This window comes from Pseudomonas sp. UM16 (genome assembly GCF_050312595.1).
GTDB lineage: Bacteria > Pseudomonadota > Gammaproteobacteria > Pseudomonadales > Pseudomonadaceae > Aquipseudomonas.
In genome coordinates, this window is the sequence record NZ_JBNPJT010000012.1 from 77,742 (window position 1) to 101,645 (window position 23,904).

Sequence of the window (23,904 nt, forward strand, 5' to 3'; positions counted from 1 at the left end):
CTTCTCCAAAGCCGCCATATAGCGGCTGTTCAATAGAGGGGAGAGGGGTTAAATCAGAAAGAGTACAAATGTACTCCTAAGCTATTCGGCGTTTTGGCTGGCTGCTTTCAGTTCGTCCGAAGCGTGCTGGCGCCAGTCAGCGCCGTACTTCAGGTAGTGCCCCAGCATCCAGTGGATCACTGTTGCCTGCTCGTCTTCGGACTTCTTGGCAATCGTGCGGCCCATCTGACGCAGCGCCTGCGCGATGTAATGGCAGGTGAAATTGGGGCGACCCAGGATCTCGCGCAGATCATCGGTAAGCTCAGCGATCGACCGTTGCCCATCCCTGAACGCCTTGGCACCCTGGTCGGCCATGTCACCGGCGCTGAAGCCGTCGGAGGTTGGTGGGTGGAGGTAGAGCGGGATCTCAACCTTGCAAACCGTTTCAAACGCCGGGCCGCAGTCTGCCTTGGTAAGCATCATGCCGTCAGCGTACATGACCGCAACCGGATCGCCTTGGTGCTGGGCGCGGGTGTTCCAGCTCACGATGTCTGCGGCAAGCTCGGTATTCAACAGCGGTAGTTGCCCGCCCTTGCACCCATCTGTAGCGCACCGCGCCCAGTGGTTGTACTTGCGGTTTGAAAGCTCAAGCTTCTGTCCGCAGAACGGGCAGGGCAGCAATTCGCTGACCATCTGTTCGGTGTTGCTGGATCGGTTTTCTGTGGGCATGGGGATACCTTGAAGGTTGAAGTCCATGTGCCATAGTCATTCCTCCAATAGGAGTGATCGCTATGGGCGTGAAGATCGAGTTCCACGATGGGCGTTCTGTTGAGTACGAGAACGCAGTGCGCGTGGCTGATTCAAAGCACGAGTACGTGCTATTCGACGAAAATGGTGATGTTGTTGCGCACGTTCATAAGTTCGACGTGAAGAACCTGCACACAAAAAACATCGACGAGACGGGTTGATTAGGCCGCTTGCAGTAGGGCCTCGATCACCCGTTGACCAGCCAGTGGTGGAACTGCGTTACCAGCCATGTGCATGGTCAGCCGGTGGTTGTCAGGGCGAAGGGTGTCAGGCGGGAATGACATCGCGGCCAGGGCCTCGCTGGCGCTGAGCATCCGCATGCGGTCGCCGTCGACCAGGGCCCAACGGTCCAGTGTGGTGATAGTGCCGATCGGACGGTTAATGTCGCGCCCGGTGGTGCCCGAGCCTTTGCCGTAGTAGGGCATGATGAATCGCTCACCGAAGCGTTCCCGGCCATTGCGCACGCGATTCAGCGTGGCCTGGGCCCGGCCCGGCTTCTCGACCGGCGACCATCGGCCAGCGTCGAAGTCGAGGAAGCTGGCGGCCGGTACGTGCTGGCGCCGGTGCAGCTCGAGCATTAGGGGCGCCTTGCTTCGGGTCAGGACCAGGAACAGCCGCACGCGGTGCTGCGGTACGCCCAAGTCGGCACAGTCAACGATATGCGGGGCGACCTGGTAGCCGAGGGCCTGCACTGCGGCAAACCAGGCCGGGTATAGAGCCCAATCCATGAACTCTTGAACGTTCTCGATCACTCCGGCTTCAGGCTGGTGGAACTCCAGCGCCGACACGACGGCCCAGGCTGTCGAGCGAGAGGAATCGTGCTGCGGGTTGCCGGACTTCTTGCCTCGGGCTTTCGAATGGCCCTGGCAGCAGGGAGAGGCCAGCAGCAGGTCATGCTTTGGTACCAGCTCCCACCTGGCCTGATGCAAGCCCTGACAGACGTGCTCGGCATGCGGATGATTGGCCGAATGCCACTTCACGGCTTCAGGCCAATGGTTGGCCGCCCAGAGAACCTGGACGCCTGCGGCGCGCGCGCCGGCGCTCCATCCGCCGAGCCCGGCGAACAGGTCGATTGCTGTGGTCATGAAGTGCCCCCAAGAAACTACTGGTATGATTAAACTTTTTAACTGTTGGAGGTGTCTTTGTGTCCGAGCATATTAAAAAGGGTATGGAAGAAAAATTGCTCGGTCTTCTTTATAAGCGGTATGTGACTAAGTTTGGCCATGGAATACGAAACATTGACGAGTGTGCATTTTCTATCGGTGGAGAGGCGATGTTTCTTAAGGATATGCCGGAGCTGAGGGTAGTGGAGGGGCTGAGGACCTCTTCTTTGTACCTTCCGCTTATGAAGGAGCTTGAATCAAAATGTCTTGTGCGGCATGACCGTCAGGGACTTGCATTTTTCCTGACAGAGGAAGGGTGTAGGCGTGGCGCTATGAAACTACTGGATAAAGCCTTGGACTTTTGCAACAAGAATGCCGGGGCGGCGGTCTTCGTCGCTATCGTTGCGGCGCTTGCGTCGATAGGTAGTATGGTGGCAGCAGTGATGGCGCTTAACTCCACGCCAGCTACTTGTGCACCGTCCAAAATTCAAATTTTCAGCCCTTACATGGAGCCCAGTCGCACAGTGGTAAATGAACTAAACACGGTTAGGATTGGACAAGATTGACTTTGTTACGGCGGGCGGTTCTCAGCAAAAAAGAACCGCCCAAATTGTTACTTCGCGTCGAATATGCCCAAAGTCAGCTTAGCGGCAATTTCAATCTTGGCGCCGAGGACTATTTTGAACTCTTGGGCGATTTCTTCGCGCTGGGCTTCCTCGCCGATCCAGCGCAGTTTCAGCACAGGCTGCGCGCCGCCGGTGATGACTGATACCCGCAGGCGGATCACCTGCTCGCCCAGGCCTTCGAACGGAATGACCTTGAAGTCCAGCCAGGCCGGCAGGGTTTCTTTGCTGCTGGCTTCGATCTGGTCCATGGTGCTCCGGCTGGCGCGGGTCTCGCCAACGGCGTGATCGCTCTCCGACGAGGCCTTCACGGTTATGGTGCGTACTGCGGCGATTGCTTTCGCGATCGACATGCAGGTGCCATCTTCGGCGGTGGCTACCAGGTGCTGATGCCAGTCTTCGATCCAGTCGCTCATGGCTTTCTGGTTCAGGCTCTGCCCGCATACGGCCTGCACAGCAGCGAAGGCGGCCGAGGCCTTCAGGCGCAGCACGGCACGGTCATCAGCGTGGCCTGGTTCATCCGGGGTGCCGATGTTGAACAGCACGATGCAGCTCATGTTGTCCTGATCGATGAAACCGCGAGCTGCTGGCGCCGCACGCTCGACCACATAGGCGCTGTAGTCCGCCAGCGAGTGGGTGGAGTAAGTGCCACGGAAGCGGTTGCGGCCTTCCTGGTAGCGCTCCAGATCCACGACGTTGAAGTTCTGCGGGACAATAGCCACCTGGCCCAGGGCGGGCAGTTCGCGGCCAACTGCGGCGATGGTGTTTTCTTGGATAAGTTCGAGGGCTTCTTTGCTGAGGGACATGCGCTTTTCCTTGATGGAGAGTTAGGTGCGGGGGGTGATAGGGGCTTCGTCTCGACTGAAGAGCTGATCGCACTTCTCCTGAAACAGAGTGACCTGCCCGCCGGTGCCGACATGCATGGGCGTATCCAGGCTGGTGTTCTCACTGCGTGTGCCGCGCTTGGTCGGCACCTTGTAGTCGAGCTTGTGCTTGATCTTTACTTGGCTGGACTCACCGATACGGCTGAAGTCCAGCGTGATAACCACTTTCCCGGCCTTGTCGAAGTCAACGACGCCGCCAGCGACTTCGGAAATGGCGTGGCCGATCTGGCTGGCGAACGCTCCGCCGTTCAGCTCCTCAAGGAACTCGGCTGTATTGGTTGGGGTTGGCATAGCTTCTTCTCCGTGGGCAGGATGCCGCTCGGCGGCAATGTGATGTGCTGCTGGCGCCGGCCATGCCGGACGCGATTAGAAATTCGCTTCATGCTGCTATCTGTTGGTTCCAGGCGCCCACGGCTTCGAAGATCCGGGCAGCCTGCGTCTCGTCGAGCGTCAGTTCGCTAGGAATAGCGATCCAGCCCGAGGCTGAAACATGCTGCTGGTTGCATTGAGCGCGCAGGTCCGTATAGGTCGCTTCGATCACGTCTGTTAGGTGCGCGGCCAGGTAGTTGCCCTGGGGCGCGACCTCGATGGACTTGCAGTACTGTTCGCCATTGGCCTTCTGGCACATCACGCTCAGGTAGATGGTCCAGCGGTGCGGGATATCGCACACCGCGTCGACGATCTGGCGACTGCGGATGCGGCTGCAGTTCTTCCAGTTGACCAGGCACTGCTGGCCGCTGGGATCGATGTTCACCACGGCCGCATGGTTGGTGCCCAGCAGCGCCCGGCAAGCACGCTCCATCCGGGCCCGCATGTTGTGCGGTTTGCGCTTGCTCATAGGTCCTCCGCAAGCTTCCGCAGAACAGCACGCTCTGTGGTGCTTGGCCGGCGGCGCCGACGCTTCAGGATGGTTTCGGGGTCGATCTTTGCGGATCGTGCTGGCGGGGGAGTGCGCTGGTAGCCTTCGACTTCAGTGGCTTGGCCGCCGGTGGCGAAGAACTTGTCGATGCTCGCATTCAGCTGCTCAAGCACTTGGATGCGCGGGTCTGGGATAGGGCCGCCGATCATTGCCGCCCGACCAGCTTGCGCGTTGCAGCTGCCTCCATCACATCCACAAACTGCATTGCCGCGTGATAGCTGTAGGCGTGGCCCTTCTTCTCGCCGCTGGCGATCTCGATCACATCCCAGGTGCTGCCCTTGTTGGCAGCCTGGAAGCGCGGGGCCGAATCGCCGATCTTGGTGCGCGCCTCGGCTCTTACTGCCTTGCTGCGCTCGAGCAGGGCCGCGAGCACGGCAATCTTCTGCTGGAAAGCAGGGTGCATTGCTGTCTGCATGGTGTCTTCCTCAGTTGGGATCAGGCGTGCAGGTCGAACGATTCGGCCTTGCGGATGATTCGTACCTGGGCAATACGTCGCTCAGGCACGCGGCGATCACGGCGCATCGGGTCGGTGTCGCCCACGACGGCGTGCATAGCCATCAACCCGGCAAGCACGAAACACATAGGGCTGATGATCTGGCGCTTCATGGCTTCGGCGACCAGGGCGGCACGACGGTGAACGCCAAGCTTGTACATCGCGTTTTCGATGCGGTTGGCCACGGTGCCTGGCGTGATCTGCATCAGGCGGGCAATCTCTTTGGCTGTCATGCCCTGAGCTACCGCAAGGAGTGCTTCAAGTTCACGCGGGGCCAGGCCGCGCCCGAGGAAGCCCTTCCATGAGCCGCTGGTGATCGTTTCCATGATGAGTAACCTCGGGTGTTGGCTGCATGGGGGGGGGTGATCTGGCCGGTGCTCAACCGGCATTGGGTGGAAGGGGCAGCCCTCAAGACTGCCTGTTGGCACGACCACTGCCCGAGACTTGGCTTCAGATCACACTCCGATGCAGCCTGGTGATGGGGAACCAGGTGATCGGGCAGTTAACGTCAGGCTGACGTGGCGCTGGTTGTTCAGTCGTACAGGCCGTAGCTCAGGTCATCCGGGTCACAGTCGATCACCAGAATGGCGTTACCGAAGTACAGGGACGCCAACATGCGCTCCCAGTCAGAACGGATCGACATGTTGATGGCCACTTTCTTGTCGTCGAGCTTGGCCGAATAGACCTCGCCGAACTCGTCGCACTTGCGCCAGTGGTTTGCCGCATCGCGCTGGCCTGTGATCTTCACGTGCATGCTGTGCTTCAACGAGTAGTTCTCACGGCGGCGGTGGCTGCTGACCCGATCCTCTGGCTCTTCATCGAAGTAGATGTGCAGGAACTTGATGCCGGTGCCGTAGCTATCGCCCTCTTCGATGCGGATTTCGGGGCGCTCCCACTGTTCTTCGGCGGCCTTGTCTTTGTGGTCGTTGATGAACTCTGTGAGCAGCTTATAGAGCGACACTTCGCCAGTGATCAGGCCTTTGCCGTCTAGCACTTCGGCGATGGATTTTTCTGCCTGCTCGATGATGGTCGAGTGCACGGCGGCTGCCTCCCAGCGCTCGCGCAGGGCATTGGCCACCAGAGCGTTGTAGCGTTGAAGCTCGAAAACATCGGATACGTTGGCCGGCAGCGCGGCCTTCACCGCTTCTTTGATAGCCCCGCCAAAGTCGCCGTAGGAGCGGAATGCATCATTCACAACTTCTTTGAACAGCTTCTCGATACCTTCGTCGATCAGCTCGCGAGGGCGATCGGATTGGGCGTATGCGCTTACGCGCTCGGCGAGGAGCGCTTGAAGGGTTTGCTCGCTCATGTGGTGCTCCGTGCTTGATCGGGTGATTTCCCGTCTGGCCCTGTCACCAAGGCCAGCCAGTGAAATCTGATGTTTCTTTCTCTCCGACCGCGACCCTGGTCCGCCGGATAACTGTTCTTGGCGCTTTACGCTGCACGCCTGGGTCAGTTGCCAACCCTCTGGACTGTTGAGGCCTGTCCATCGCTGCCTTCGTTTCTGGCCGGTGGTGATCCGGCGATGAGATAAATTTAAGCAAACTGAAATTAACGAGTCAAGCATGCTGAAGGAATAATTTCAGAATGCTGAATTCTGTGGGCGTAAAAAAGCCCGCTAATTGGCGGGCCGTTTTCAGATTACGTCGATGTACTCGCGCCATCCGATGCGATAAGCGCCACTTTCAAGCCGGTCAATACGGATGCCATCGGTATTGCCCAGCTCATCGACAAGCCGATCCCAGTCTTCCGCCCTGTCGCCTGGCTCAGGAAGCACGGTGATTGCCTGGAGCTTCTGCACGTGCGGTGATGAAACCAGTCGCTGCACGCGCTGACCGAGAAGCTCATAAGAGGAGGGAGGTATTGCTGTCTCTGAATTGCCTGGGACCACGTCGGGGACTTCCTTGAATGCTGTATGAATATACAGTATTTGACGTAAGCGCCTTTGGCAAGATCCTGCGGGTTCCCCAGAATGAAAAAGCCCGGCGCTGGGCCGGGCTTGTTTGATGTGCTTCGATCAGGATGCTTTAGTGAGCAGACCAAGCACCTGGTCAAATCGATTGTTCACAATCCATGCTGCAATACCTGCGATCACAAAAGCGGCGCCGGCAAAGTAGGACAGCCTACTTTTGATTGTGCGCACATCCGCGAGCACTTCATCCAAGTCGCGTCTGATGTACTCAACATGAGTCTCGAGTTTAGCTACGCGAGCTTCCACGTCTCCACCTCCTGGGGGATTTCCGCCACCAGTATGGCCTTCTTGAGTCAGCCTGTCATGCGCCTGCTTGAGGGTAGCCATCTGACGAAGGAGAAATTCAGTGTTTACTTTATTCTCCATTGAAGAATCCCTTCACGTCTTTCTTGGCGTGTTCGCCCACGCCTTCCTCTATTTGTCCGATCATTTCATCGCACAGCTCAAGAGTATAGAGCGCCTTGGCTTTGGTCTCTGGGCTGATGTTCGGCTCCTTAGACAGGGCGCTGGATAGCTCCATTATGGCTCGAGTTTGATGCATGGCGAGCACATACAAGCTGCCAAAGTGATTGCCAATCAAATTGCCCATGGCGGACATTGGATCTTCTTTGTTGCTCATATTATCTCCAGGTGAAAGGTGCTCTAGGGTGACCCTTAGAGTTTTCCCATGACTCGAACAGCCACACCGATAATCCGGCAGTCTTCCCCGCACTCAACCATTTTATATTCTGGGTTCAGCGGCTTGAGATAGCGCCTTCCACCATCCTCAACCAGCTTCTTGAAGGTTGCCTCGCCGCTATTGGCCAGTTTAGCGATCACCAGCTTGCCCGACGTAACGTCCGCCTCGGTGTCTACCAGGATCATCATCCCCTCGGGGATGCTGGTCCCTGTCGGAGCGGTCATCGAGTCGCCGCGAACCTCCAGCCAGAACGCTGCACCTTTCGAGTTGTAGTCAGAAATCTCATATCGATCTGAGAAGCCAGGAGGGAAGGGCTCAACCGCCTCAGCCCAGGCGCCTGCCGCAACCCAGCTTATGACTGGATAGCGATAAGACATCTTTGGCTGCATTGCGGGTGCAATGTTGCTGGGTTCGACGCTATCGGTCTCAGGCCCTTCGCCAATGGCAAGCCACTCAGCCCGGAAGCCTGTCGCTTTCGCAAGGGCGTAGAGGTTCTCCGGCCTCAAGCTCTTACTTTCGCCTGAGATCCATTGAGTAACAGCCGAGTTTGCGACACCGCATGCAGTCGCAATCTCCCCCTTTTTCTTGCCGCTGGCCTTGATGGCTTTGGCTATCCGCTCATGTCTTTCCATGGCACCGATATTAAGTTAACTGAATTTAAGTATGCAGTCAGATTCACGTTTCGTTGACGTGGTAACTTAAGCATGCTGAAATTGCCTCACGCACGAATGAGGATGCGCAATGAAAACGCGTGAAGTAGCCGATTTTTTCGGCAGCAAGAAGAAGTTGGCGGACGCCCTGGGCATTCAGCCCAGCGCGGTAACCATGTGGGGGGAAAACGTCCCTCAATCTCGCCAGTACCAGATCCAGGTTCTTTCCAAAGGGCACTTCCAAGTCGACCCCAAGTGCTCTTAGTCCGGTGAGTTGAATTATCCAGCTCCTGGCATTGCGCCAGTAGATGACCAAAACACCTGTGAATTTAGCCAGTAAGGAAGCGCAGATGAAGGCAGATCGGGGCAAGAAAGAAGCGAGCATTGCGCTCGCTCCATTTTGGGTCAGTGCTTCGGCCCTGGGGGAGACGATATCCCAGCGCGTTCCACGGCCTGCACAGATCTTTGCAGTACGTCGATCAGCTGTTTCGTCTGCTCAAGAGTCAGCGCGTAGATCGGGCTTTTCTGAGCCTCTTCTGGTCGCTGAAAGGGAGTCGAAATGAACCCGAGTTCAAGCAGAACCAGCTGCATGGACTCAACCGTCCGCACATCCCACCCGGCAACGGGGTTCAACACCAAATCGTCTGACATGTCCGGTCTCCTTGGACCTTGTTGTGTGGAAGCAAAAAGCTACCACGGATGCACCGGACACCCATAACGCCTGAATCGCAGGCACAAAAAAGCCGGTGGCTAGACCGGCTTCTTCAAAACACTCAACGAGGTGGATTATGCATACCGCACTCGATACAAGCAACTCCCACCCTCCCGCGTCAGGTTCTGCAATTGCGTCAAATCTGACGCGTCAGGTCATGTCTTCGCGGGAGATTGCCGACCTGGTGGAGGCCCGCCATAACGATGTGATCGCCACTATCGAGCGTCTTTTCGCCAAGGGGCTTTTACGATCTCCTCGTAAAACCCGTCGCGAGGCTACTGGCGGGCGCCCAGTGGAGGTTTACGACCTGATTGAGCGCGATACCCATCTTGTGGTTGCAGGGTATAGCGATGAGCACCGTGCCCGAGTGATCGACCGCTGGCAGGAACTGGAGGGTAGGGTGGTTGCTCACCTGCAGGTGCCGTCCACCTTCGCGGAAGCTCTGCGTCTGGCAGCCGAACAGGTCGAGAAGAACCAACAGCTACAGCAGGTTATTGAGCATCAGGCCCCCAAGGTAGCCGCCATCAAGCGCTTGGCTGCTGCTGGTGGCGCGATCTGCATCACCGATGCCGCCAAACACCTGCAGCTGTCACCTTCGAAGCTGTTCGACTGGCTGGAGCAGCACCGCTGGATCTTTCGCCGCAAGGGCTCTCGTCGCTGGATCGCTTATCAGCCACGTATCACTGCCGGCCTGATGAAGCACAAGGTGACCGGCCTGAAGCCTGATGCAGAGACCGGTGCTGAGCGCGCTGCGTTTGACGTGCTGGTGACCCCGAAGGGCATCACTCGCCTGGCAGAACTGCAAGCTGAGGGATCGCTGTGAGTGTTCAAGCCATGACCTGGGCTCTGGCCATTCCAAAGGCTGCCTTGGATAACCCCGCTGCGCGCCATGTCCTTCTCTGCCTGGCCAACTACGCCGGTAGTGACGGCCGCGGTGCATTCCCGTCTGCAGGAACCCTCTCCGAAGACACCGGCCTGTCCGAGCGCACTGTGCGCTTGAAACTGGATGAGCTGGAGAAGGCAGGGTGGATCGCTGAAGGCAATCAGGCAATTGCTGCCGCCTATATCGACCGCCGTGACCGTCGCCCAGTTGTTTATGACCTCCAACTGAAACGGGGTGCAAATGCTGCACCTCGTAAAGAACGGGGTGCAGATAACCGCACGGGGTGCAGCTCACAGCAGAACGGGGTGCAGGAAAACGCAGAACGGGGTGCAGCAGCTGCACCCAATCCGTCAGTGAACCATCAAGGAACCGAAGAGCAGCAGCCGCGCGAGATTTCTGAGCTGGTTGCCGAGCAGGATCGTCAGGCGTTGGAGTCGCAGGATGACCTGCAGCGTTTCGCCATGTTCGCTGAGTGGAATCCGCCGGTCGACAAGGTGACCGCCCAATTGACCCTGGCAGGGCTGACCCTTGAAGCGATCACAGAGGAATCTCTCAAGAGCTTCCTGGGTTACTACGTCGCCAAGCCCCGGCTACTCGACAGCAGTGGCGGCTGGTGCTTCCGGCTGGCCAAGTGGCTCAAGGGCGAGAAGGCCAGGAGCGCGAGCGAGGCCGAGCAGGACGAGACCCAAACCGACTGGACCGCGAAGGGAGTTCGAGTATGACCGCAACCAGCGTTCGGCAGCTTCTGGCCAATCGCCAAACCGATCCGACCTACCAGCCACCGGTAGAGCACGGCGCGATGCCAATCGATCCAGCTACCCGCCAGGTGGTCGAAGACCTGTTCCTTCGACTGCGCGGTGCCTGTGGCGCCTGGCGGCAGTCCTGGCCGACCCCTGCGGTGATGGATGCGGCCAAGCTGGAATGGCTCGGCGAGTTTCTGCGCTCGAGCATCACCCGTCTTGAGCAGATCGACCACGGCATGCGCGTGCTGAGTGCGAGCAAATCGCCGTTCGTTCCGGCGCCGGGCGTGTTCGTGAGCTGGTGCTTTGCTCCGGAAGGCCTGGGCCTGCCCAGCACCGAAAAGGCCTATGCCCAAGGCCTGCGTAATTGCCACCCAGCCATGCGCGCTTCAGCGAAGTGGATGCACCCAGCCGTTTACCACGCAACCGCGGCCGCTGGCTTCCACAGCCTGCCGCTGATGTCGCGCGACCTCGGGATGAGCTGCTTCGAGAAGCACTACCTGGTGCAGTGCCGGAAGATCTGGAAGGGCGAGAGCCTGGGCCCGGTACCGGTTGCCGAGCTTCCCGCTCCGGCTGCGCCGCGCTCGCTGGATGTTGGCCGTGCTGCCCTTGAGGCATTGCGCTCTGCTCGAGGTGTCCGCCCGTGATCGATCCGAAGTTGATTGCACCAGACCTCACCGAATACCGCTGGGCTCTTTACGCCTGCGGGCACCAGTTGGACCTCACCAGCCAGCCACATCCGCCCGTGGGCCTGTATCGCGACGAGCAGTCGGCGAACCTGCACGGCCTGCATATGTGGCCATCCACCTTCACCGTTGTTGACCTACACAAGGACGACCGCCCATGAAGCAATCCAAGTTGACCAAAGCCGCGCGCGGCCGGGAATGCCAGGTGCGCATTCCGGGTGTTTGTAACGGCAACCCTGAAACCACCGTGCTGGCCCACTACCGGATGTCCGGAACCTGTGGCGTCGGGATGAAACCGAACGATCTGCAGGGAGCCTGGGCGTGCAGCGCTTGCCATGACGCCTGTGACGGGCGCAGTCAGTTGATCGGTCGCGCCGAGGCCCGTCAGCACCACGCCGAGGGCGTTATGCGCACCCAGGCCATTCTGATCCGAGAGGGGGTTGTTGCTGCATGAAAACTGCCAAGCCAGCCCTGTTCGGCACAAAGAAAACCCGCGCCAAGCCCATCGATCGCGAAGGCCTAGAGCAAGCCTCGCTGATGCACGAAGTCGCATTGCGCTTCCCGGCCGCTGCCAAGCTGATCTACCACGTCCCGAATGGCGGGCACCGGCACAAGTTGGTGGCACTCAAGCTGAAAGAACAGGGCGTGAAGGCCGGTGTTCCTGACCTGGTGTTGCCAATGGCGCGCGGTGGCCACTTCGGCTTGTACATCGAGTTCAAGGCCAAGCCGCCATTCGACGCTGCCGTGTCGCCGAGCCAAGACGCCTACATTCAGGCGCTGCTCGACCAAGGCTATCTGGCGATTGTCTGCCGTGGCGCCATCGATGCGATCGAAGCAATCCGCGCCTACCTCCTACAACCGCAAACCCGCGCAGCCGCCTGATCGAAGAGGACCTTCCATGCTGATTCTGGTTGATGAAGTCACCGGCCTGGCCGTGAACCCTGACCACATCGTTGCGATGAAAAAGACCAAGTACAACGGCGACCCCTGCCTAGAGATCCGCACTGTGGATGGGCAGGTGATGCACATTAAAGACACCTCGGGCTACCGCGACGGCACCAACATCGCAAAGGTGCATGAGCGGCTGCTGAGCGTATGAGAAAGAGCCATGGCCCGGCCTTCAGGAAGGAAGTGATCGAGCTGGTTCAATGCTCGGCGTGCCGTGGCAGGGCGGTAACAAAAGGGCTGTTCCACGAAATGGCCTGTACTGCTTGCAATGCTTCGGGGTGGGTGGCGGCGGATACGGGGGAAGCCCTGCCGCTGGATGAGCTGGTAACCCAATTGAGCCTGCGCCTGCAGGCCGCACAGCAACTCATCAACGAATTGAAACACCCTCGGGCCAGTGGGCCGGAGGCGCTGTATCTGAACGGTAATCGGCGCGGGGGCGGCGGTACCAACTTCACTGGAGATTGAGGGGGAAGGACATGGGTATCTATAGAGACGTAATGAGCACGCTGGTCCGCGTACTGGCTGCCGACAACATCGACAACTCAACCAAGCAGCACTGGCAAAAGCTGATTGATGCCGACCTGCGCGTGGGTGGCACCGCCAGCACCATCTCGGTCCGCGACAAGTTTGACTATGACTGCTGCCTGCATGCGCTCCTGCACCGAGAGCTGGCACCTGCTCAGTGGGATGTGTTGATTGCCAAGTACTCGACGCATAAGGCCAACAAGGTTGTCGCGATCGGTCGCCTGATCAGCCGCATGAGCTCTCCGGCGCCTCAGCTGTTTATATATAAAGCGGTCACCGCTTGGGCCATCCCTAAGTTGCGCGGGATGCAGGTCGGCAAGCGGTCCACTGACATGATCGTGCTGCCGCCCGAGTTCTACGACATGAACACCTGGGACGTGGAGGGTAAGCCGGAGTCGACGCGCCGCCGCTGGAAGACCGGGATCGGTAAATGCCTGGAGGTATTGGAGGAGGCCGCAGTGGTGCATGCCACCGAGATCTTCGACCGGGAAGAAATATTCATTGATGCTGCTTGACCATGATGGCGGAATGATCGTAAATTAACCCCATCATGTCGATCTTGCGCGTTATGAGATTCGACCAGTCAAAGCCCGACCATTGTGTCGGGCTTTTTCGTTTCTGGAGATATGCAATGAGAAATGCATCGAAAGAGCGGCAGCAGCCTGCGGCCTCCAGCGGAGCCACAGCAGTACTTCGGTCCGCCAATGGGAAGTGGGTTATCAACTTCGCCACTGGCGAATTTCGTCTCAGCCTTCAACGCTAGTTAAGGCTGACCTCTTCAGTCCGGAGGTTTCCATTCTCGTCGAGGATGTGGTCGTGCAGAAGAGCGATCAGCGGTGCATTGAACTCTTCCGCGTGAACCTGGCTGCTTGGGTTGTTCAGAATAGATTTGATTACTTGAACGAGAGCGTCATTGTTGAATCCAGGTGACGCTTGCAGTGCGGTCTTCAGTGCGTGAAGTGCAGTCACAACCCCCATATTGAATGACGCTTGCTGGGAAAACTTTTCGTCAGCGCTCATGCGATGTCCTTATAGGCTACTTCGTTGGTGGAGCATCGATAGTAGCCTCCAGCCGATATCACCTTGTAGCTGGCTTTTTATCCAAAGCCTGACTACCTCGGTGCGATTTTGTGTTTATGCAGATGACGCGCGCAGGCAGCTGCGCTAAGTCGGTAGTGGCGTCGATCAAAGCCGTGCGCTCCCTGATCGGTAACGCGATGAGAGTCTGGGGTACGTGACCCAGCGATCCAGACCACCAAGCCGGGGATGCTCCGGCCATCCGCACCCATTCGAGCCTCGGCATTTGCCGGGGCTTTTTCGTTTCCGGCCTCCATGCCTGCTTCCTTGCTCCCAGGCGGATTGCATTGCATTGGCTGCCGGACCTATTACTCAGTCCCTTGCGGGACAAAGGCATACCGTCTCGCTAAGGATTTGCTGATGAATACAGAACACCAGGCACTCACCGATGTGCCGCTCTGGCTGCTGGTACTGCTGAGCATGGCGGGCCTGTCCGGGGAGATGTTGAGGGCTTCAGGTACTGACTTGGGGCTACGGCAAATCCTTCAGCGTGTGGCGCTGCGTTTCCTAGCGTCTGGCTTGCTGGGTATGGCCACGCTGCTCCTAGCCCTGGCGCTCTGGAGCAACCTCTACTTGGCTGCTGGCCTGGGCATCGTCATTGCGGTGATCGGCGCCGACGTTGCAGGCGGCTTGTATACACAGTTCCTGGCCAAGAAGGCCGGCATCAGTGGAGAGCGTAATGACCCAACCTAATAGCAAGGCTGAGTACTACCAGATGAAGGGCATGGTCAGCGAGATGTCACCAGAGGATCAGGCAGAGGTCATGAAAGCCGAGGCTGAAGTGATCGCGATAGCCAGGCGGTCTGACAAGGCGCTGATTGGCGCGTTGATGGCGATGACCAAGATCGCAGCTGAGGCTTAGGCTGATGGCCTGCAGCGGATGCGCCGCCCGGCGCGAGTGGATCAACAAATGGACAAAGGTGGCATATGAGCGAGCACGCAGCCTCATTGCTGGAACGGATGCTGGCCGAACAGATGAAGCAGACCGACCTGCTTCAGCAGATTGCAAACAGCCAGGCGGCGCTGATCCAGGCGCTGGGTGAAGACCAAGGCTTGGATGAAGATGGTCCGCCGCTCACCTACCTGAATGGCCAGCCATGCCGATGAGGCCGCAACGCCCATGCCGTGCATCGGGCTGTCGAGCCCTTCACCGCAACGCTAACGGCTACTGCGATGCTCACGCCGATCAGGTGAAGAGCTTTGTCAGGGAGAAGCCGCGAGAGAGCTCAACCGCACGCGGATATGGTTACAAGTGGCAGCAGGCCCGGGAAGGCTTCCTGACCAAGCACCCATTGTGTTTGCACTGCCAGGCCAAAGGCTTGGTCGTGGTGGCCACCGATGTCGATCACATCGTGCCGCACAAGGGTGACATGGCGGTGTTCTGGGATAGGTCGAATTGGCAGAGCCTGTGCGCACCGTGTCATTCGGCCAAGACAGCGGCCGAGGACGGTGGTTTCGGCAATGCGCGGCGCTGACCGCCCGAAAGCGCACCAAAAGCGGGCGAAATGAGCCGGAATTGGCCAGCAAGGGAGGGGGAGGGTCGAAAGTTTCGACCTGTTCGATTCTAGACCGCGCCCTCAATCGTTTTTTTACACCCGCGAAATTAAAAGTTCAGGAGTTGCGCGATGGGAGGCACCGCCACGGTCGCCGGCCGCGGTCGCAAACCCAAGCCCACGGCCAAGAAACAGCTCGCCGGAAACCCCGGCAAGCGGGCCTTGAATAAGGCCGAACCCGAGTTTTCCCGTATCACCGATGTAGATCCGCCGGCCTGGTTAACCGCTCGTGCTGCAGTAGTCTGGCGCATGGTGGTTCCGGAGTTGCTGCGCGAGAACGTGCTAGCTCTGACCGACCTGCACAACGTCGAGGCCTTCTGCACGGCATACAGCAACTGGCGATTGGCTCAAGATTCAGTTGAGGCTTTCGGCATCGTCGTCCAGTCCTCGCAGGGCAGCCCGATAAAGAACCCGGCCCTTACAGCCGCCAATGAGGCCATGCGCCAGATGGTCACCTTTGGATCGATGCTAGGCCTGGACCCAGCCAGCCGGACCCGAATTATCGGCGGCAGGGAGGACAACGAAACCAACGAGTTTGCAGACCTACTGAGTAGCTGATGGCCAGAGCCAAGTACACCAATGTCGACAAGGCAATGGTGTGGGCAAGGTCCGTTCTCAGGGGCAAGTTTCCTGCCTGCCGGTATATCCATCAGGCGATCGAGCGCCACTTCGAAAACGTAGCGTCCAGCCGCTCAAAGGATTACCCGTACAAGTTCGACGCGGCCAAGGCAGAGAAGAAACTGCGGCTCATGCAGCTGCTGCCCCACACGAAGGGAGAGTGGGCGTTCAAGCGGCAGTTTATCACCCTTGAGCCTTGGCAGCTATTCGGCTTGGCCTGTACGTTCGGATGGGTTCGGAAGAAGGGCGGGTACCGGCGCTTCCGTGAAAGCTACTGGGAGGTGCCGCGCAAGAACGGTAAGTCAGTGATCGCCGCCGGCGTCGGCATCAGCATGTTTACTGCTGACAACGAGTTCGGCGCCGAGGTGTATTCCGGGGCAACCACAGAGAAGCAGGCCTGGGAGGTGTTCCGGCCAGCCCGTTTGATGGTCAGTCGCTCTAAGAAGCTGATCAAGGCCGCGGGCATCGAGGTCAACGCCTCGAACCTGAACATTCCTTCCAACGGCAGCCGCTTCGAGCCGTTGATTGGCAACCCTGGCGACGGTGCATCGCCGTCTTGCGCGATCATCGACGAATACCACGAGCACGACAGCGCGGCCCAGTACGACACGATGCTCACCGGCATGGGCGCCCGGCGGCAGCCGCTGATGTTCATCATCACCACCGCCGGGGCGAACATCGAGGGCCCTTGCTACGACAAGCGTCGCCAAGTTATCGAGATGCTCGAAGGCACTGTTCCAGACGATGAGCTGTTCGGTTACATCTGGACGCTGGACGAGGGGGATGACTGGACTGACCCGAAGAACCTGGCCAAGGCCAATCCCTGCATGGGGGTCTCGGTGTTCCAGGAGTATCTGGAAAGCCAGCTGGCCCGGGCTATCCGCTCGGCGCGATTTACCAACACATTCAAGACCAAGCATCTCAACCTTTGGGTGAGCGCCAAAGCTGCCTTCTTCAATATGGAGAGCTGGAAAGCCTGCGAAGACACCACGCTTACGCTTCAGCGGTTCGAGGGGCAGGAGTGGGTTGCGTCCTTCGACTTGGCCCGGAAGCTCGACATGAACTCCAGGGCGCGCCTGTTCTGGCGCGAGATTGACGGGCGCATCCACTACTACTGTGTTGCCCCGGCCTTCTGGGTGCCAGAGGACACGGCGAACGACCCGGACAACCAGCGTATGACCGAGCGATTTCAGGCCTGGCTTAATTCGGGACACCTGATAGCCACCAGCGGCGCCGAGGTCGACTACCGGGAAATTCTTGAAGACACCAAGGAGGCCAACAAGCTCGCACCTATTCGATGGAGTCCAATTGACCCGCACGGCGCAACAGGCCTTGGCCATCAACTAGACGATGAAGGCTTCAACCCGATCACCATTACCCAGAACTACACCAACATGTCGGACGGCATGAAGGAGCTCGAGGCTGCGATCGAAGCGGGGCGTTTTCATCACGACGGCAACCCGATCATGACGTGGTGTATCCGAAATGTGATCGGCAAATACCTGCCCGGCAACGATGACGTTGTGCGGCCCATCAAGCAGGGCGACGACAACAAGATCGATGGCGCCGTGGCGCTAATCATGGCGATAGGCCGAATTCTCGCGAATGCGGATGTTCAGGGCTCTGTCGATGACTTCCTCTCTAGACCGATGAGTATGTAATGGCAGACACCGACTACAGCATTGACCTGCGCACGCGCAGTCCCTTCTGGGCGCGCATGGCCAGTTTCTTTGTCGGCGGGCGCCTGGTTACTCCCGAAAAGGGATCGCAAACAGGGCCAGTCTCGGCGTCCGGTGTGGTGGGTGACTCAGCCGTTAATGATGAGCGCTCACTGCAAATCTCTACTGTATTTGCTTGTGTGAGACTGATTTCGAGCGTCACCGCGTGCATGCCTTTGGACGTGTTTGAAACCAAAGGAGACGACCGCAACAAAGTCGGGCTGGACAATCCCTTGGCCCGGCTGCTGCGGTACAGCCCAAACCAGTTCATGACCGCGTTCGACTTTCGCGTTTCGATGACGATGCAGCTTTGCTACTACGGGAATGCTTATGCGTTGATCGAGCGAAACAGCGTCGGTGACGTGATCAGTCTTGTCCCTCTCATGTCGGTCAACATGGATGTGAGGCTCGAGGGCAAACGCATCATCTACCGTTACCGCCGGGACAATGAGTACGCGGACTTCAAGCAGAGCGATATCTTCCACCTCAAGGGGTTCGGCTTCAACGGATTGGTCGGTTTGTCCCCTATTGCCTTCGCCGCAAAGACTGCTGGCGTTGCTGTGGCGATGGAGGACCAGCAGCGCGACTTCTACGCGAACGGCGCGAAGTCTCCGCAGTTGCTGATGACCGGCGAGGGGAAAGTGCTTAACAAGGACCAGCGCGCCCAAGTTGAGGAGAACTTCAAGGAGATCTCCGGTGGACCCGTGAAGAAGCGGCTGTGGATTTTGGAAGGCGGCTTCACCACGCAGGCTATCGGCGTCAGCCCGCAGGATGCCGAAACGATGGCTGCCAGGAAGTTCCAGGTCAGCGAGCTGGCGCGATTCTTCGGTGTTCCACCACACCTGGTGGGTGATGTCGAGAAATCCACGAGCTGGGGTTCGGGTATTGAGCAGCAAAACCTCGGCTTCCTCCAGTACAGCTTGGATGCGTACTTAGAAATATGGGAAGGCTGCATCCTTCGCTGGCTCGTTAAGCCAGCAGATCTGGGGCGCATTCACGCGGAACACAATCGCGACGGGCTCCTGAGTGGCGACTCGACGGCAAGGGCGAATTACATGAAGACGCTTGTTGACACTGGCCTTCTCACGATTAACGAGGGGCGTCGCGTGAATAACAGGCCACCGCTACCCGGGGGCGATGTCGCAACCCGGCAGTCGCAGAACGTTCCGCTCACTCAACTTGGCCAAACCAACCCCGCACCTAGCGGGGTTTAGTTTTTCTGGAGGCAGCAAATGCCAAGCATCAAAAAGACCTTGGCCTTCGATCTGGCCGAGATCAAGTTCGCGGCGGGTGGAACCCAGGGCGTCTTCGAGGGCTATGCCAGCGTTTTTAATGTCATCGATGGTGACGGCGACATCATTCTGCCGGGCGCCTACAAAAAGGCGCTTGAAATGCAAACTCGCCAGGTCGGCATGTTCTTCAACCATCGCACCTGGGAGATCCCAGTAGGCAAGTGGATGGAGATCTCCGAAGACAGTAAAGGCCTGCACGTGCGAGGCGAGTTGACCAAGGGGCATTCCGGTGCCGCGGACCTCCGGGCTGCGATGGAGCACCAGACCGTGCAGGGTATGTCCGTCGGGTTCTCGGCACGCAAGGACGATTTCGACCTGATTGCCTCCGGGCGCTCATTCAAAAGTATGGCCAGCCTCAACGAGATCAGCATTTGCACTCAGCCTGCCAACGAACTGGCGACTGTGGACTCGCTGAAGAGCCTAGAGACCATCACCAGTATTCGTGACGCGGAGCATTGGCTGCGGGATGTAGCCGGCGTCTCCAAGTCGGAAGCGCAGGCGTTCATCGCCCGCATCAAGTCCGCGGTTCGGAGTGAGTCCGAAGGCGGCGACGACATCGCCGCGCTCATTGAGCGCCTCAATACCTTCCCCAAACTCCTGAACTAAAGGACCACACCATGTCTGATCTGGCCAACATCCAGAAAGCGATCGAAACCGCTCAAACACGCATGCAGGAGCTGTTCGACGCACAGAAAAAAGAAATCCAGGACACCGGCGCTGTTAGCAAAAAGCTGCAGTCCGACCTGACTACCGTGCAGGAAGAGCTGAAAGCCGCCGGTACCCGTCTGTTTGACCTTGAGTCGAAGCTCGCCTCTGGCAACCTCGATAACCCGGAAAGCAAGACGTCGTTCGCTGCGCAGGCTGCTGAAGACTTGAAAAAAGGCTGGAATGGTTCCTCTACTGGCAAGGTGGATGTGAAGAGCTTCAGTAAGGCGCTGGGCTCCGGTGCTGCCTCGGCAGGCGTACTGGTTCAGCCGCAAATGAATCCCGGCATCTTGATGCCAGGCCTGCGCCGCTTGACCATCCGTGACCTGATGGCTCAGGGGCGAACTGTTTCCAACGCCATTGATTACGTTCGCGAGAACGTATTCACCAATAGTGCCGCACCTGTGGCCGAGGGCAACCTCAAGCCTGAGTCGCAGTTGACCTTCACCAAGGAAACAGCCAACGTCAAAACCATCGCTCACTGGATTCAGGCATCGCGCCAAATCATGGACGATGCGCCGATGCTTGAGTCCTATGTGAATGGTCGCCTGCTGTTCGGTCTGGATCTGGTGGAAGAAGGCCAGCTACTCAATGGCGACGGCACCGGGGACAACCTCATTGGCTTGAACAAAGTCGCCACAGCCTACGACACCGCGCTTAATGCGACCGGCGACACCCGCGCCGACCAAATCGCTCACGCAATCTTCCAGACCAGCGAGTCGGAGTTCGAGGCGTCTGGTCTGATCCTGAACCCTCGCGATTGGCACGCCATCGCGCTGCTCAAGGACGCTGACGGCCGTTACATTTTCGGTGGCCCTGCAGCTTTTGCAGCCAAAGTCATGTGGGGGCTGCCTGTGGTTGCAACCAAGGCGCAAGCCCAGGGCACTTTCACCGTTGGCGGCTTCGATCTGGCTTCGCAGATTTGGGATCGTATGGATGCAACCATCGAGATCAGTAACCAGGATCGCGACAACTTTGTGAAGAACATGCTCACCATTCTCTGCGAAGAGCGCCTGGCGGTTACCCACTACCGGCCGACGGCGATCATCAAGGGTGCCTTCACCGTACCGACACCATAACAAAGGGGCGGGGCAGGCAACTGCCCCATCGATTGCATGAAGAAGATTCGCGCATTACGCCAGTTCTCTCACTATCACGCAGGCACCTTCGATCAGCATGAAGTGCGCACGGTGCCAGATGAATACGCCGAGGCTCTCATCGGTATGGAGCTTGCCGTGGAAGTACACGACCCCGAGCATCAGCCAGAGCCAGAGCCAGAGCCAGAGCCAGAGCCAGAGCCAGAGCCAGAGCCAGAGCCAGAGCCAGAGCCAGAGCCAGTCACTGAACTGAAGGCAGGCAAGAAAAAATGACCGTGACGGCGCTGGGGCTACTACCGATCGACACGATCAAGAAGCACCTGCGTGTCGACCATGCTGGAGAAGACGACCTGATTGAACTTTACGCGGAGTCTGCGCTGGCCTGGGCATTGTGGTTCTGCGACAACCCGAAGCTGGTGGAGTCGGGCGATTTCCCGGCCAGCTTCAAGGCGGCTCTGCTTTTGCTGATCGGCCATTCCTATGCCAACCGAGAGGCGATCGTCACCGGCACCATTGCAACGGAGTTGCCCTTGGCCGTTGATTCTCTGCTGTGGTCGTCTCGTGATTGGCGCGGCCCGCCAGATGAGGTGATGCCATGAAGGCCGGCGATCTGCGCCACCCGATTGAAATCCAGCACAAAGTTGCCATCCGCGACCCAGGGTCGGGCGAATTCGGCGAGCCATCCTGGCAGCCATTCGCTAGCACCTGGGCTGCCGTTGAGCCGCTCTCGGCACGTGACCTTATTGCTGCCCAGGCGGCGCAATCAGAGGCGACGGCTCGGGTCGTCATCCGTTACCGGTCCGGCGTGCTGCCGACGATGCGTATCGTCCACCGCGGCGAGCTGTACAGCATCGAAGGCCCACCACTGGAGGACCCCAAGTCCGGGCGCGACTACTTGACCATCCTTGTCTCGATGGGGGTGAAGGATGGCTGAAACAGTCGAGTTCAGCCTATTGGGGCTGGATAGCCTGCTCGGCAAGATCCAGGCTGTGAAGTACGAAACAAAGCGCAAAGGCGGTCGGGCTGCACTTCGGCGCGCTGCTAACGTAGTCGCCGAAAAAGCCAAGCAAGGGGCTGAGCGTCTCGACAACAAAGAGACGGGCAGGGCGATATCCGACAACATTGCAGTACGTTGGAATGGCCGTCTATTCAAGCGCAGCGGAGACCTTGGGTTTCGGGTTGGCGTTCTGCATGGCGCGGTACTTGCCGACGGCGGTGACCTGAGCCCGAACGCGCCTACCCCGCACTGGCGGTTGCTTGAGTTCGGTACCGAGAAAATGCCCGCGGCTCCCTTCATGCGTCCGGCACTGACTGACAACATCAGCGAGGTAACCGGCACGTTTATCACCGAGTACGAAAAGGCTATTGATCGCGCCATCAAGCGAGCTCTGAAGAAAGGGGAAACTGCCTGATGAGCGCTCCCATTTTCGAAATCTGCTCGAAGGACGCAGGCGTCGGTGCTCTGCTAGGAACCGGGGTAGATACCAGGCTCTATTCCTTCGGGGAAGCGCCTGATGGCGTGGTTAAGCCCTACGCGGTCTGGCAAGTCATCGCTGGCAGCCCAGAGAACTACCTTGCTGGGCGCCCTGATGTCGACGGCTTCACCCTGCAGGTCGACGTTTACGCAACAACGGGCACCACCGCCCGGCGTGTTCGCGATGCTTTGCGTGATGCGATCGAGCCTCACGCCTACATCACCCGCTGGGGTGTCGAAGGCCGTGACCCTACTACCAAGAACTATCGAGCCGGCTTTGATGCCGATTGGATAGTCCAGCGCTGACTGCCACCCCGACCAAGGCCCGCCAAGTGCGGGTTTTCTTTTGCCCGACATTTGGAGAACGCCATGTCGATTCTGTCCCAAGGGACCCAGATCTACGCTCTGGTGCCTACTTCTGGTAACCCGTCGATCTTTGAAGTTATGGAGATCGAGTGCGCTACCGCATTCAGTCCTGGCGGCAACCCCGCTGACCAGATCGAGACCACCTGTCTCAGCGAGACAGTTCGCAGCTACATGCGAGGTCTGAGAACCCCTGGCCAGGCAACCCTCAGCCTGAACGCTGACCCGCGCAACGCTTCGCACGTTCGTCTGCACCAGCTCTCCGAAGACGATTCGATCGAAAGCATTCGCTGGGTTGTCGGTTGGTCAGACGGCAAGGGCATTGCCCCCACCGTGGGCACCTCGGGCTCGCTCGCGGCGATCAGCCTCGCCGATGGCGGCAGCGGCTACACCAGTGCGCCGGCAGTCGCTATCACGGGCGGCGGCGGTTCCGGGGCCGCTGCTACTGCAATCGTCTCCGGGGGCGAGGTGACCGGTTTCAACATCACCAACCCAGGCTCTGGCTACACCACGGCGCCGACCATTGCCCTGACTGGCGGTGGCGGTGCTGATGCCTCTGCCGCTGCTGTGCTCGGTGATGGTGACGATTTCGTGTTGCCGCCCACTCGCACCTGGTTCGTCTTCGATGGCTATGTTTCGGACTTCCCGTTCGACTTCGCCGCTAACACCGTGGTGACCACCGCCGCGACCATCCAACGTTCGGGCGGCTCCGCCTGGATCCGCAAGACTGCGTAAGGACAGGCCATGAACCTCAGCATCCAGAGTCTCAAAGAAATGGGCGCCTTCACCGGCGCCCCGGTCAAAAAGACCATCAAGTGGCAGCAGGGAGGCGAGGAGCTTCAGGGCGAGGTGTTTGTTCGCCCGCTGGGCTACCGCGCCGCTGTCAGCGACTTGATCGCGTCGGCGGGAATGCAGGACGGCATTGCCGGGCGGATCGCGGCCAGCATCTGCAACGAGGCAGGCGAGCCGGTCTTCACCGTGGCCGACATCACTGGCGATGCCGATCCGGAGCGCGGCTCCCTGGACCGTAACCTGACTACGGCGCTGCTCACCGCCATCGGTGAGGTGAACAATCTGGGAAAGACCCAGAACTCAGCGACTTCGACGAAGTCTGGCACGAAATCGCCATCACGCTCTCCTGCACGATCGCGGAAGCCCAAGAGCGCTTGAGTCTTCCTGAGTTCCGCCGTTGGGTGGAGTACCGGCGTAAGCGCGGCTCGCTCAATTGGGGGCTGCGCATCGAGCGCGGGTGTGCACTGCTGGCAACGCTCTATGCCAACACCCACACAGACAAGGTCAAGTACAAGATCTTCGATTTCATGCCGCACGAGTCTGAACCTGAAATGACCCTTGAGGAAGCGATGGCAAGCTGGGCTTGAGGCTGTCCATCAACATAGTAATGCT

43 protein-coding genes are annotated in these 23,904 nt (G+C 58.9%); 28 read left to right on the plus strand and 15 right to left on the minus strand.

Features of this window, described 5'->3' with window-relative positions:
• Positions 1-81: 81 nt before the first annotated feature.
• Positions 82-735, minus strand: a complete 654-nt coding sequence (locus ACQRAX_RS15840; RefSeq protein WP_412039489.1) for a hypothetical protein — start codon at positions 733-735, stop codon at positions 82-84.
• Positions 736-770: 35 nt separating this feature from the next.
• On the opposite strand from ACQRAX_RS15840, the gene ACQRAX_RS15845 reads away from it, so the two are divergent.
• Entirely contained in the window at positions 771-947 is a 177-nt protein-coding gene (locus ACQRAX_RS15845) for a hypothetical protein (protein WP_280042054.1), read from the plus strand.
• Here the strand turns inward: ACQRAX_RS15845 and ACQRAX_RS15850 are convergent, their stop codons facing one another.
• Positions 948-1,871, minus strand: coding sequence for a DNA cytosine methyltransferase (locus ACQRAX_RS15850; RefSeq protein ID WP_412039488.1), 924 nt, complete (start codon positions 1,869-1,871; stop codon positions 948-950).
• A 59-nt stretch (positions 1,872-1,930) separates the two neighbouring features.
• On the opposite strand from ACQRAX_RS15850, the gene ACQRAX_RS15855 reads away from it, so the two are divergent.
• Positions 1,931-2,455 carry a hypothetical protein gene (locus ACQRAX_RS15855; RefSeq protein ID WP_412039487.1) on the plus strand — a complete coding sequence of 175 codons (525 nt, stop codon included), beginning with the start codon at positions 1,931-1,933 and terminating at the stop codon, positions 2,453-2,455.
• Between the two features lie 47 nt (positions 2,456-2,502).
• Here the strand turns inward: ACQRAX_RS15855 and ACQRAX_RS15860 are convergent, their stop codons facing one another.
• The 12 genes from ACQRAX_RS15860 to ACQRAX_RS15915 all read right to left on the minus strand — a co-directional run bounded on the left by ACQRAX_RS15860 (position 2,503) and on the right by ACQRAX_RS15915 (position 8,760).
• A complete protein-coding gene (locus tag ACQRAX_RS15860) occupies positions 2,503-3,318 on the minus strand; it encodes a DUF2303 family protein (protein ID WP_412039486.1) in 816 nt (271 codons plus the stop codon).
• A 21-nt stretch (positions 3,319-3,339) separates the two neighbouring features.
• Entirely contained in the window at positions 3,340-3,687 is a 348-nt protein-coding gene (locus tag ACQRAX_RS15865; protein WP_028941592.1) for a hypothetical protein, read from the minus strand.
• 88 nt (positions 3,688-3,775) lie between these two features.
• Positions 3,776-4,234, minus strand: a complete 459-nt coding sequence (locus tag ACQRAX_RS15870) for a hypothetical protein (RefSeq protein ID WP_412039485.1) — start codon at positions 4,232-4,234, stop codon at positions 3,776-3,778.
• A 226-nt stretch (positions 4,235-4,460) separates the two neighbouring features.
• Positions 4,461-4,730 (minus strand): hypothetical protein, encoded by a 270-nt coding sequence (locus ACQRAX_RS15875; RefSeq protein WP_203585092.1) that lies wholly within the window; start codon positions 4,728-4,730, stop codon positions 4,461-4,463.
• Between the two features lie 20 nt (positions 4,731-4,750).
• On the minus strand, positions 4,751-5,134 hold the full coding sequence (locus ACQRAX_RS15880) for a response regulator transcription factor (RefSeq protein ID WP_412039484.1): 384 nt from the start codon (positions 5,132-5,134) through the stop codon (positions 4,751-4,753).
• 206 nt (positions 5,135-5,340) lie between these two features.
• Complete coding sequence (locus tag ACQRAX_RS15885) at positions 5,341-6,117, minus strand: hypothetical protein (RefSeq protein ID WP_412039483.1); 777 nt, start codon at positions 6,115-6,117, stop codon at positions 5,341-5,343.
• Positions 6,118-6,444: 327 nt separating this feature from the next.
• Positions 6,445-6,699: a DUF1654 domain-containing protein gene (locus ACQRAX_RS15890; RefSeq protein ID WP_412039482.1), complete on the minus strand. Its 255-nt coding sequence runs from the start codon at positions 6,697-6,699 to the stop codon at positions 6,445-6,447.
• A gap of 126 nt (positions 6,700-6,825) precedes the next feature.
• Positions 6,826-7,146 carry a hypothetical protein gene (locus ACQRAX_RS15895; RefSeq protein ID WP_412039481.1) on the minus strand — a complete coding sequence of 107 codons (321 nt, stop codon included), beginning with the start codon at positions 7,144-7,146 and terminating at the stop codon, positions 6,826-6,828.
• Positions 7,136-7,399, minus strand: coding sequence for a hypothetical protein (locus ACQRAX_RS15900; protein ID WP_412039480.1), 264 nt, complete (start codon positions 7,397-7,399; stop codon positions 7,136-7,138). Before ACQRAX_RS15900 ends, ACQRAX_RS15895 begins: the two co-directional genes overlap by 11 nt.
• 35 nt (positions 7,400-7,434) lie before the next feature.
• Positions 7,435-8,091: a LexA family protein gene (locus ACQRAX_RS15905; protein ID WP_412039479.1), complete on the minus strand. Its 657-nt coding sequence runs from the start codon at positions 8,089-8,091 to the stop codon at positions 7,435-7,437.
• A gap of 43 nt (positions 8,092-8,134) precedes the next feature.
• The gene (locus ACQRAX_RS15910; RefSeq protein ID WP_427867744.1) at positions 8,135-8,494 is read right to left on the minus strand and encodes a hypothetical protein; all 360 of its coding nucleotides are present in this window, start codon (positions 8,492-8,494) and stop codon (positions 8,135-8,137) included.
• A gap of 20 nt (positions 8,495-8,514) precedes the next feature.
• On the minus strand, positions 8,515-8,760 hold the full coding sequence (locus ACQRAX_RS15915; protein ID WP_412039477.1) for a hypothetical protein: 246 nt from the start codon (positions 8,758-8,760) through the stop codon (positions 8,515-8,517).
• A 218-nt stretch (positions 8,761-8,978) separates the two neighbouring features.
• Between ACQRAX_RS15915 and ACQRAX_RS15920 the strand changes: the two genes are divergently transcribed.
• From ACQRAX_RS15920 to ACQRAX_RS15960, 9 genes are read left to right on the plus strand one after another with little or no spacing between them, the layout of a single operon-like run.
• On the plus strand, positions 8,979-9,644 hold the full coding sequence (locus ACQRAX_RS15920; protein ID WP_412039476.1) for a phage antirepressor KilAC domain-containing protein: 666 nt from the start codon (positions 8,979-8,981) through the stop codon (positions 9,642-9,644).
• Positions 9,645-9,655: 11 nt separating this feature from the next.
• The gene (locus ACQRAX_RS15925; protein WP_412039475.1) at positions 9,656-10,426 is read left to right on the plus strand and encodes a helix-turn-helix domain-containing protein; all 771 of its coding nucleotides are present in this window, start codon (positions 9,656-9,658) and stop codon (positions 10,424-10,426) included.
• The gene (locus ACQRAX_RS15930) at positions 10,423-11,091 is read left to right on the plus strand and encodes a replication protein P (protein ID WP_412039474.1); all 669 of its coding nucleotides are present in this window, start codon (positions 10,423-10,425) and stop codon (positions 11,089-11,091) included. The genes ACQRAX_RS15925 and ACQRAX_RS15930 overlap by 4 nt, the downstream gene beginning before the upstream one ends.
• The gene (locus ACQRAX_RS15935) at positions 11,088-11,291 is read left to right on the plus strand and encodes a hypothetical protein (protein ID WP_412039473.1); all 204 of its coding nucleotides are present in this window, start codon (positions 11,088-11,090) and stop codon (positions 11,289-11,291) included. The genes ACQRAX_RS15930 and ACQRAX_RS15935 overlap by 4 nt, the downstream gene beginning before the upstream one ends.
• Positions 11,288-11,584, plus strand: a complete 297-nt coding sequence (locus tag ACQRAX_RS15940) for a DUF1364 domain-containing protein (protein WP_412039472.1) — start codon at positions 11,288-11,290, stop codon at positions 11,582-11,584. The genes ACQRAX_RS15935 and ACQRAX_RS15940 overlap by 4 nt, the downstream gene beginning before the upstream one ends.
• Positions 11,581-12,012, plus strand: a complete 432-nt coding sequence (locus ACQRAX_RS15945) for a VRR-NUC domain-containing protein (RefSeq protein ID WP_412039471.1) — start codon at positions 11,581-11,583, stop codon at positions 12,010-12,012. Before ACQRAX_RS15940 ends, ACQRAX_RS15945 begins: the two co-directional genes overlap by 4 nt.
• Before the next feature lie 16 nt (positions 12,013-12,028).
• Positions 12,029-12,229, plus strand: coding sequence for a hypothetical protein (locus ACQRAX_RS15950; protein ID WP_274071672.1), 201 nt, complete (start codon positions 12,029-12,031; stop codon positions 12,227-12,229).
• Positions 12,226-12,543 (plus strand): hypothetical protein, encoded by a 318-nt coding sequence (locus ACQRAX_RS15955; RefSeq protein ID WP_412039470.1) that lies wholly within the window; start codon positions 12,226-12,228, stop codon positions 12,541-12,543. The genes ACQRAX_RS15950 and ACQRAX_RS15955 overlap by 4 nt, the downstream gene beginning before the upstream one ends.
• A gap of 11 nt (positions 12,544-12,554) precedes the next feature.
• Positions 12,555-13,118, plus strand: a complete 564-nt coding sequence (locus tag ACQRAX_RS15960) for a hypothetical protein (RefSeq protein WP_412039469.1) — start codon at positions 12,555-12,557, stop codon at positions 13,116-13,118.
• Between the two features lie 244 nt (positions 13,119-13,362).
• Here the strand turns inward: ACQRAX_RS15960 and ACQRAX_RS15965 are convergent, their stop codons facing one another.
• Entirely contained in the window at positions 13,363-13,623 is a 261-nt protein-coding gene (locus ACQRAX_RS15965) for a hypothetical protein (RefSeq protein WP_412039468.1), read from the minus strand.
• A 417-nt stretch (positions 13,624-14,040) separates the two neighbouring features.
• Between ACQRAX_RS15965 and ACQRAX_RS15970 the strand changes: the two genes are divergently transcribed.
• The 17 genes from ACQRAX_RS15970 (at position 14,041) to ACQRAX_RS16050 (ending at position 23,879) form a co-directional block, all read left to right on the plus strand.
• Positions 14,041-14,373: a phage holin family protein gene (locus ACQRAX_RS15970; RefSeq protein WP_412039467.1), complete on the plus strand. Its 333-nt coding sequence runs from the start codon at positions 14,041-14,043 to the stop codon at positions 14,371-14,373.
• On the plus strand, positions 14,360-14,542 hold the full coding sequence (locus ACQRAX_RS15975) for a hypothetical protein (RefSeq protein ID WP_412039466.1): 183 nt from the start codon (positions 14,360-14,362) through the stop codon (positions 14,540-14,542). The genes ACQRAX_RS15970 and ACQRAX_RS15975 overlap by 14 nt, the downstream gene beginning before the upstream one ends.
• 65 nt (positions 14,543-14,607) lie before the next feature.
• Positions 14,608-14,787, plus strand: a complete 180-nt coding sequence (locus ACQRAX_RS15980; protein ID WP_412039465.1) for a hypothetical protein — start codon at positions 14,608-14,610, stop codon at positions 14,785-14,787.
• Complete coding sequence (locus ACQRAX_RS15985) at positions 14,778-15,155, plus strand: HNH endonuclease (RefSeq protein WP_412039464.1); 378 nt, start codon at positions 14,778-14,780, stop codon at positions 15,153-15,155. Before ACQRAX_RS15980 ends, ACQRAX_RS15985 begins: the two co-directional genes overlap by 10 nt.
• A 150-nt stretch (positions 15,156-15,305) precedes the next feature.
• Positions 15,306-15,791 carry a phage terminase small subunit P27 family gene (locus tag ACQRAX_RS15990; protein WP_412039463.1) on the plus strand — a complete coding sequence of 162 codons (486 nt, stop codon included), beginning with the start codon at positions 15,306-15,308 and terminating at the stop codon, positions 15,789-15,791.
• On the plus strand, positions 15,791-17,512 hold the full coding sequence (locus ACQRAX_RS15995; protein WP_412039462.1) for a terminase large subunit: 1,722 nt from the start codon (positions 15,791-15,793) through the stop codon (positions 17,510-17,512). Before ACQRAX_RS15990 ends, ACQRAX_RS15995 begins: the two co-directional genes overlap by 1 nt.
• The gene (locus ACQRAX_RS16000) at positions 17,512-18,783 is read left to right on the plus strand and encodes a phage portal protein (RefSeq protein WP_412039461.1); all 1,272 of its coding nucleotides are present in this window, start codon (positions 17,512-17,514) and stop codon (positions 18,781-18,783) included. Before ACQRAX_RS15995 ends, ACQRAX_RS16000 begins: the two co-directional genes overlap by 1 nt.
• A gap of 18 nt (positions 18,784-18,801) precedes the next feature.
• Positions 18,802-19,467, plus strand: a complete 666-nt coding sequence (locus ACQRAX_RS16005; RefSeq protein ID WP_412039460.1) for an HK97 family phage prohead protease — start codon at positions 18,802-18,804, stop codon at positions 19,465-19,467.
• An 11-nt stretch (positions 19,468-19,478) separates the two neighbouring features.
• Positions 19,479-20,645, plus strand: a complete 1,167-nt coding sequence (locus ACQRAX_RS16010) for a phage major capsid protein (protein ID WP_412039459.1) — start codon at positions 19,479-19,481, stop codon at positions 20,643-20,645.
• 36 nt (positions 20,646-20,681) lie between these two features.
• Positions 20,682-20,936 (plus strand): hypothetical protein, encoded by a 255-nt coding sequence (locus ACQRAX_RS16015; RefSeq protein WP_427867745.1) that lies wholly within the window; start codon positions 20,682-20,684, stop codon positions 20,934-20,936.
• Positions 20,933-21,262, plus strand: a complete 330-nt coding sequence (locus ACQRAX_RS16020; RefSeq protein ID WP_412039457.1) for a head-tail connector protein — start codon at positions 20,933-20,935, stop codon at positions 21,260-21,262. The genes ACQRAX_RS16015 and ACQRAX_RS16020 overlap by 4 nt, the downstream gene beginning before the upstream one ends.
• Positions 21,259-21,597, plus strand: a complete 339-nt coding sequence (locus tag ACQRAX_RS16025) for a phage head closure protein (protein WP_412039456.1) — start codon at positions 21,259-21,261, stop codon at positions 21,595-21,597. The genes ACQRAX_RS16020 and ACQRAX_RS16025 overlap by 4 nt, the downstream gene beginning before the upstream one ends.
• The gene (locus ACQRAX_RS16030) at positions 21,590-22,075 is read left to right on the plus strand and encodes an HK97-gp10 family putative phage morphogenesis protein (protein ID WP_412039455.1); all 486 of its coding nucleotides are present in this window, start codon (positions 21,590-21,592) and stop codon (positions 22,073-22,075) included. The genes ACQRAX_RS16025 and ACQRAX_RS16030 overlap by 8 nt, the downstream gene beginning before the upstream one ends.
• Positions 22,075-22,443 carry a DUF3168 domain-containing protein gene (locus ACQRAX_RS16035; RefSeq protein ID WP_412039454.1) on the plus strand — a complete coding sequence of 123 codons (369 nt, stop codon included), beginning with the start codon at positions 22,075-22,077 and terminating at the stop codon, positions 22,441-22,443. Before ACQRAX_RS16030 ends, ACQRAX_RS16035 begins: the two co-directional genes overlap by 1 nt.
• A gap of 63 nt (positions 22,444-22,506) precedes the next feature.
• A complete protein-coding gene (locus ACQRAX_RS16040) occupies positions 22,507-23,235 on the plus strand; it encodes a phage tail tube protein (protein WP_412039453.1) in 729 nt (242 codons plus the stop codon).
• 9 nt (positions 23,236-23,244) lie between these two features.
• Complete coding sequence (locus ACQRAX_RS16045) at positions 23,245-23,670, plus strand: phage tail assembly chaperone family protein, TAC (RefSeq protein ID WP_412039452.1); 426 nt, start codon at positions 23,245-23,247, stop codon at positions 23,668-23,670.
• Positions 23,667-23,879, plus strand: a complete 213-nt coding sequence (locus ACQRAX_RS16050; RefSeq protein ID WP_203585062.1) for a phage tail assembly protein T — start codon at positions 23,667-23,669, stop codon at positions 23,877-23,879. Before ACQRAX_RS16045 ends, ACQRAX_RS16050 begins: the two co-directional genes overlap by 4 nt.
• The last annotated feature ends 25 nt before the right edge of the window (positions 23,880-23,904 follow it).